We start from the raw sequence: 6,725 nt of genomic DNA, 5'->3' as shown, positions 1-6,725 counted from the left end.
GACCGACATTCTTGCCAAAGTCACGCGCGCTCGTGCCAAACTTAATAAGCTTCAATCTGTTTGACGCACTACACTAGAACGGGAGTGTGCCATGCCGTGGCGCGCCCTGGCGATGGATTTCGTCACGCATCCGTCACGGCTCATCCCAAGCCGGTCGCTGCCGCCGGGTTGTTGGGGCAAGCTGCATTCGTGCCCGAATCCGACGGCACCGACAACACCGACAAGGAATGCACCACATGAAATCGACCCGCCCCACCAAGTACAAAGTACTGTTCTCCGGCGCCCTGATGGCGCTGGCCGCATTGCCGGCGCACGCAGGCCACAAGGAAGATGTGGAGCGCTACAACAAGGCGCTGGTGACGCACTTCCTCACTGCCATTGGCAGCACCGCCGACGCCGACGCCGTCGTGCGCCGCCAGGTGGCGCCTCATGTGATCCAGCACGATCCGCTGGTGACGTCCGGGCGCGACGGCACGGCCGCCTGGATTCGCGAACTGCGGGCCCGCTCGCCGGCGCAGGCCATCAGCGTCCAGCACCTGCTGGCCGACGGCGACCTGGTGTTCGTTCACTCGCACGTCTCGGCCACGCCGGCCAATGACATGAGCGGCACCAACCGCTATGACTTCTACCGCCTCGACAAAGGCTGGATCGTCGAGCACTGGGCGGTGCAGGCCAAGGTGCACGCCACGTCGGCCAACGGCAATTCGCAGTTCAGCAACCTGTACGCCTACCCAGCCTCGCCCGGGCCGGCCGTCATGACGGCGCAGCGCACCGAGTTGAACCGCCTGATGCTGACCACGCTGTCGGACGAAGTGTTCGGCAAGAAGAACTTCGGCCTGCTCGACCGGATGTGGGGACCGAATTACATCCAGCACAATCCCTTCGTCGGCAACGGCCGCGCTGCGCTGGCGGCGGTGATCCAGTACATTGCCGCGCCCGGGTCCATGTATCGCGTGGTGCGCGCGATGGCCGAGGGCGACCTGGGCGTGGTCTGCTCCCAGAACCAGGATGAGGGGAGCGACCCGAAGAATGAATTTTCGGGCGTCACCGTGTGCGACATGTACCGCGTGGCCAACTTTGAACTGGTTGAGCACTGGGACGTCGCGCAAGCGGTGCCGACCTCTTCGCTCAACGGCAACTCGATGTTCAGCTCGCTGTACCGCAAGGCCGAACGCTAGCCAACAAACGCTTGACTCTTCCGATTACAACTGTAATCATGATGCTGTGATTACGCGTGTAATCGTAGCATCCGGGAGAGGCAATGAGCAAACAGACAGCAATCAGCGACGCCGAGTCGCTCGTCATGGACGTGGTGTGGCGCGGACCGCCCGGCATGCCGGCCGAGGACATCATCGCCGCCCTGGTCAGCGAGCAGCGCTGGCAGGAAGCGACCGTCAAGACGCTGCTCAACCGGCTCCTCAAAAAAGGCGCGCTCAGTGCCGGCAAGGACGGGCGCCGCTACCTGTACACGGCAGTGCTCAAGCGTGAACAATGGGTCAGCAGCGAAAGCACCAGCATGCTCGACCGGCTGTTCGGCGGACGCGTGGCGCCGCTGGTGGCGCACTTCGGCAAGCACCGCAAACTGAGCGCGGCCGATATCGCCGAACTGAAGAAACTGGTCGAGGAGCTCGGCGATGGCACATAGTGTGCTCGATCTGCTCGATCTGCTCGATCTGCTCGATCTTCTGGCCCGGCTGGCGCTGGCAAGCACCTGCGCCATCGTCATGGTCTTGCTGGTGCGTCGCCCGCTGCGTGCCTTTGGGGGCGCCGCCGGCGCGTACCTGTGCTGGCTGGCCGTCCCGGCTGCGCTGCTCGCTGCGGCGCTCCCCGTACCGACAGCCGCTCCCGTCACCGTGCTGGCGCTGGCGCCGTCGCTCAAGGCCTCGCTGCTGGTTGCCAGCGTGGCCCCGGCCGCCATCGAATGGCTAACATGGCTGGACTGGCTGGCGCGGCTCTGGGCTGGCGGCGCGCTCGCTACCGGCGTGCTGTTCGTGCTTGGCCAGCGCGCCTTTGTGCGCAGCCTCGGTGGCCTGACAGAACGCGATGGGATTTTTCATGCGGCCAGCGCGCGCCATGGTCCCGTTTTACTGGGCCTGTTTCGCCCGCGCGTTGTCGTCCCCGCCGATTTTACGGCGCGCTACAGCCTTGATGAACAGGCGCTGATCATTGCCCACGAACGCCAGCATGCCGCCCGGCGCGACCCCGCCGCCAACGCCTTGCTGGTGGTGCTGCAGAGTGCGTTCTGGTTCAATCCCCTCATGCACGTCGCAGCGTCGCGTTTTCGCTTTGACCAGGAACTGGCCTGCGACAGCGCCGTCATGGCGCGCCACGGCGCCGCTCGCCAGGCTTACGCCGCGGCGATGCTCAAGACCCAGGCGGCAGGCGCTTTGGCGCTGGCCACCTGCCACTGGCAATCAAGCCACCCACTCAAGGAGCGCATCATGCAACTGAAAAAATCCACCAGCACCCCACGGCGCCACGCCACGGGCCTGATCGTCGCGCTACTGGCCTGCGCCAGCATGCTTGGCACCGTCTCGGCCCGCGCCGGCGGCGAGACTTACGATATCGCCGTCAAGTTTGCTGACGGACCTGGCACTACCTCGGCCAAGGTGCGCGTCAAGGCGGGAGAAGAGTTCGCGCTGCGCTCGGATCAGCCGGGCCCTGTCTGGAGCGGGGTGTTCACGGTCACGCCGGCGGCGGGCGACGCGGTGATGGTCAAGATGAAAGTGACGCCGGAAAGCGGGATCGTCGCCTCCCCCATGCTGCTGCTGAAACTGGGGCGGCCTGGCGCGGTGCGCGAAGGCGACGCGGCCAAGCCAACCTTCCAGATCGGGTTGACGGTCACGCGCGCCTGATGCGCAAGGGGCGCTCGCAGGAGTGCGCGACCGGTATAATCACGGGATGCAAAATCTCCTTCACAACCTCAATCCCGAACAGCTTGCCGCCGTCACGCTGCCCCAGCAAAGCGCCCTGATCCTGGCGGGCGCCGGCTCGGGCAAAACGCGCGTGCTGACCACCCGCATCGCCTGGCTGATCCAGACGGGGCAGGTGTCGCCGGCCGGGATCATGGCGGTTACTTTTACCAACAAGGCGGCCAAGGAAATGCTCACGCGCCTGTCCGCGCTGCTGCCCGTCAGCACGCGCGGCATGTGGATCGGCACTTTCCACGGGCTGTGCAACCGCCTGCTGCGCACCCACTTTCGCGACGCCGCGTTGCCGCAGACGTTCCAGATCATGGATTCGCAAGACCAAATCTCGATGATCAAGCGCTTGCTCAAGGCCAACAATATCGATGATGAAAAATACCCCGCCAAGGCGCTGATGTATTTCATCAACAGCGCCAAGGACCAGGGCCAGCGCTCGCACAATGTTGAAGCGCACGATCCGATCGAGCGCAAGTTCGTCGAGCTGTATGAACTCTATGACCAGCAATGCCAGCGCGAAGGCGTGGTGGACTTTGCCGAGCTGCTGTTGCGCGCCTATGAATTGCTGGTTCGCAACCAGCCGCTGCGCGAGCATTACCAGGCGCGCTTCAAGCACATCCTGGTCGACGAGTTCCAGGATACCAACGACCTGCAATACAATCTGCTCAAAATGCTGGCCGGGCACGAGGCGCAGTTTGGCGGCGCGCTGTTTGCCGTCGGCGACGATGACCAGAGCATTTACGCCTTTCGCGGCGCCAATGTGGGCAATATGGCCGCCTTCGAGCGCGAATTTCGGGTCGAGAACTTGATCAAGCTGGAGCAAAATTACCGCTCGCACGGCCACATTCTCGACAGCGCCAACCAGCTCATCTCCAACAACAGCAACCGGCTCGGCAAGAACCTGCGCACCGACGCCGGCCACGGCGAGCCGGTGCGCATCTACGAAGCCTCGTCCGATCTCGAAGAAGCGCAGTGGATCATCGAAGAAGCCAAGAGCCTGATGGCGGACGGCGCGCTGCGCAGTGAAATCGCCATCTTGTACCGCTCCAACGCCCAGTCGCGCGTGATCGAGCATGCGCTGTTTGCGGCCGGCTTGCCCTACACCGTGTATGGCGGCCAGCGCTACTTCCAGCGCGCCGAGGTCAAGCACGGCATCGCCTACCTGCAGTTGATGGACAATCCGCACAACGACCAGGCCTTTTTGCGCGTGGTCAATTTTCCCACGCGCGGCATCGGCATGCGCTCGATCGAGGCGTTGCAGGACGCCGCCGGCCATCACGGCATCTCGCTGTACGCGGCGGTGCCTTACGTGGCCGGCAAGGCGGGTTCTTCGCTGAGCGCTTTCATCAAGCTGATTGAAGGCGCACGCTTCGAAACCCAGCAGCTGGCGCTGCCCGAAATGGTGCGCGTGGTGCTCGAGGCGAGTGGCCTGTTGACCCACTACGAAAAGGAAAAAGAAGGCGCCGACCGCATCGAAAACCTGGAGCAGATGGTCAACGCGGCCACCCAGTTCGTGCAGGAAGAAGGCTTTGGCCAGGCGGCGCCCGCGCACCTGGGCCCGAAAACCACGGCGCAGTCGGGCATGCCGCTTGTCGACGGCGACGGCTTCGAATTGCTCGACGCCGACGCGCCACTGCCCACAGTAATGTCACCGCTGTCGGCCTTTTTGTCGCACGCGTCACTGGAGGCGGGCGACGCCCAGGCGCAGGCCGGCCAGGACGCGCTGCAACTGATGACGGTGCACTCGGCCAAGGGCCTCGAGTTCGACGCCGTCTTCATCACCGGCCTTGAAGAAGGCCTGTTCCCGCACGAAAGCAGCACGCGCGAAATGGATGGCGTGGATGAAGAGCGGCGCCTGATGTACGTGGCCATCACGCGCGCCAAAAAGCGCCTGTACATGAGCTTTACGCAGACGCGCATGCTGCACGGGCAGACGCGCTACAACATGAAGTCGCGTTTTTTCGACGAGCTGCCCGAAGAAGCGCTCAAGTGGATTTCGCCGCGCGTGCAGTCGCACTGGATGGGTAACAAGAAGTCCGCCTGGGATGACACCGCGTTCACCGGCGGCGGCTCGGACAACAAAATCGCCCAGCAGATCACGCAGAAGGCGGCTGCATCAGGCCCGGGCTGGCGCATTGGCGAATCGGTTGTGCATGGCAAGTTCGGCGAAGGCGTGATCGTCAATATCGAAGGCGGCGGCGCCAATGCCCGCGCGCAGATCAATTTCGGGCGCGCCGGCATGAAAGTGCTGGACCTGTCGATTGCCAAGCTGGAGCGCCTGGGGCGCTGATGTTGCGATGCCGGTGGCCGGTTAAAACTGGTCGACCGGGAGCGGGTCCGCGGTTTGCTTGCTGCCGGTCGCCGCGAACAGCTTGAGTTTCAACTTGACGAACTTGTCGCGCTGGGGCTGGAACAGTTCACGTTCCTGAAACGCCCGCATGCGCCCGTCGACCATCATTTTGTATTTCACGACATAGCTACCCGGCGCCACGTCTTCAACGACGAAGCGCTTGCCGTGGTGCACGTACATGCTGCGCGCGGCGCGCCCGTTGCGAAACAGCCGCACTTCCGCGTCGTATTTGCCGCCAGTGTTATCGATGTCAACCATCGCTATCCCGGGCGAGAAATCCTGTGCCGACGCTTGCAGGTAGCCATGTGGCACGCGGTCCGACTGCGCGACTTGCTCGGGCACCGGCGCTGGCGCTGATTGGCTCGCGTCGACGCCCTGCGCTTCATCATCGTCGCGGCCAGCTTCGGCAACCTGAAAGACGACCAACAACGCCAGGAAGAAAAATGCCAGCACGCCGGCAACCCGCACCGCATCCTGATCGTGCCAGCTGCGCTTTTGCTGCCGGGGTGCGGCTGGCTGCGGGGCGGGCGGCGCCGCGTGTTGTGCAGCGCGACGTTCCAGGGCCGCTATCGCGCGGTCATGCCGTGCGCGCCGTTCAGGGTCGCTCAGCACATCCCACGCCAGGTTAATCAGCTTCATGATTTCCAGCGCGGCAGGATCCGGATTGCGGTCCGGATGGTATTGCTGCGACAGCTTGCGGTACGCCGTCTTGATGACGCCGACGGGAGCGTCGCGCTGGACCTTGAGATTGTCGTAGTGGGTTGCTATCGGTTGGGCCACGTGCCACTCGTTCATAAAAAAGCCGGCAATTGCCGGCGCCGCCGGGAGGGGCGGCGTAGTAAATGCGTTCCAGACATGGATTGTAGTCGATTGTGGCGTGGCGAAATAGCATCACATCGTGAGGGCAGAGGGGCGGCGTCCTCGCCCACGCCCCTATGACTCTGCTTGCTTTTCAGAATTACTTCAGTATGTTGTGGGAGATCCTGCCCTCCCGGCGCGCGTATCGCCTGAGCGTGATCGCGCGTGCTTCCTGGAGGGCAGGCAAGATCAGCGGTAAGCGTTCAAGTCGGCAATGCTGTGCAGCGTGGCGTTCTTGAACGCGATGCGCTGCACGCCTTGCTGGCAATGCGGCCCGTCGTGGCTGCGGAACTGCACGCTCAGGCTGGCATCCATGTTCTTCAGGCGGAAGGTAATCATTTCCGTGGACGGCTTGCCTTCCTCGCGTACCTTGGTTTCAATCAGCACGTCGGTGGTGGCAAGGCCACTCATCAGCACGTCGACCTTGGGCCGTTTCTCGCCATCCGTGTGGTCGTAGCAGCCGTGGAAGTATTGCACTTCGTGCACGCCCGCCACGGGTGTGTAGGTGTAGTCGTGCTTGCCGGCGCCTTGCGCGCTGACGCTGGCCGCAGCCAGCGCGGCCAAAAGGGCCGTCTTGAAAAATGGTGTCATCT

6 protein-coding genes are annotated in these 6,725 nt (G+C 63.6%); 4 read left to right on the top strand and 2 right to left on the bottom strand.

Going from position 1 to position 6,725, the window contains the following annotated elements:
- Positions 1–236 precede the first annotated feature (236 nt).
- The 4 genes from ACP7BV_RS24595 to ACP7BV_RS24580 all read left to right on the top strand — a co-directional run bounded on the left by ACP7BV_RS24595 (position 237) and on the right by ACP7BV_RS24580 (position 5,214).
- Positions 237–1,178: a nuclear transport factor 2 family protein gene (locus tag ACP7BV_RS24595; protein ID WP_426107511.1), complete on the top strand. Its 942-nt coding sequence runs from the start codon at positions 237–239 to the stop codon at positions 1,176–1,178.
- 83 nt (positions 1,179–1,261) lie between these two features.
- The gene (locus ACP7BV_RS24590; RefSeq protein ID WP_426107510.1) at positions 1,262–1,645 is read left to right on the top strand and encodes a BlaI/MecI/CopY family transcriptional regulator; all 384 of its coding nucleotides are present in this window, start codon (positions 1,262–1,264) and stop codon (positions 1,643–1,645) included.
- Positions 1,635–2,855 carry a M56 family metallopeptidase gene (locus tag ACP7BV_RS24585; RefSeq protein ID WP_426107509.1) on the top strand — a complete coding sequence of 407 codons (1,221 nt, stop codon included), beginning with the start codon at positions 1,635–1,637 and terminating at the stop codon, positions 2,853–2,855. Before ACP7BV_RS24590 ends, ACP7BV_RS24585 begins: the two co-directional genes overlap by 11 nt.
- 46 nt (positions 2,856–2,901) lie before the next feature.
- The gene (locus tag ACP7BV_RS24580; protein WP_426107508.1) at positions 2,902–5,214 is read left to right on the top strand and encodes a UvrD-helicase domain-containing protein; all 2,313 of its coding nucleotides are present in this window, start codon (positions 2,902–2,904) and stop codon (positions 5,212–5,214) included.
- A gap of 21 nt (positions 5,215–5,235) precedes the next feature.
- Here ACP7BV_RS24580 and ACP7BV_RS24575 read toward each other — a convergent pair whose 3' ends face one another.
- Both ACP7BV_RS24575 and ACP7BV_RS24570 read right to left on the bottom strand, forming a co-directional pair.
- Positions 5,236–6,054, bottom strand: coding sequence for a J domain-containing protein (locus tag ACP7BV_RS24575; protein ID WP_426107507.1), 819 nt, complete (start codon positions 6,052–6,054; stop codon positions 5,236–5,238).
- Positions 6,055–6,321: 267 nt separating this feature from the next.
- Positions 6,322–6,723, bottom strand: coding sequence for a hypothetical protein (locus ACP7BV_RS24570; RefSeq protein ID WP_426107506.1), 402 nt, complete (start codon positions 6,721–6,723; stop codon positions 6,322–6,324).
- Positions 6,724–6,725: the final 2 nt, after the last annotated feature.

The sequence above is a fragment of the Massilia sp. TSP1-1-2 genome, from assembly GCF_049896185.1.
Lineage (GTDB): Bacteria > Pseudomonadota > Gammaproteobacteria > Burkholderiales > Burkholderiaceae_D > Telluria_A.
The sequence above is the reverse complement of the archived record's forward strand: the minus strand, read 5'-3'. Positions and strand labels throughout refer to the sequence as shown.

Coding starts and splice junctions, on each gene's coding strand:
- ACP7BV_RS24595 (WP_426107511.1), top strand. CDS start 237: ATGAAATCGACCCGCCCCACCAAGTACAAAGTACTGTTCTCCGGCGCC.
- ACP7BV_RS24570 (WP_426107506.1), bottom strand. CDS start 6,723: ATGACACCATTTTTCAAGACGGCCCTTTTGGCCGCGCTGGCTGCGGCC.
- ACP7BV_RS24585 (WP_426107509.1), top strand. CDS start 1,635: ATGGCACATAGTGTGCTCGATCTGCTCGATCTGCTCGATCTGCTCGAT.
- ACP7BV_RS24590 (WP_426107510.1), top strand. CDS start 1,262: ATGAGCAAACAGACAGCAATCAGCGACGCCGAGTCGCTCGTCATGGAC.
- ACP7BV_RS24580 (WP_426107508.1), top strand. CDS start 2,902: ATGCAAAATCTCCTTCACAACCTCAATCCCGAACAGCTTGCCGCCGTC.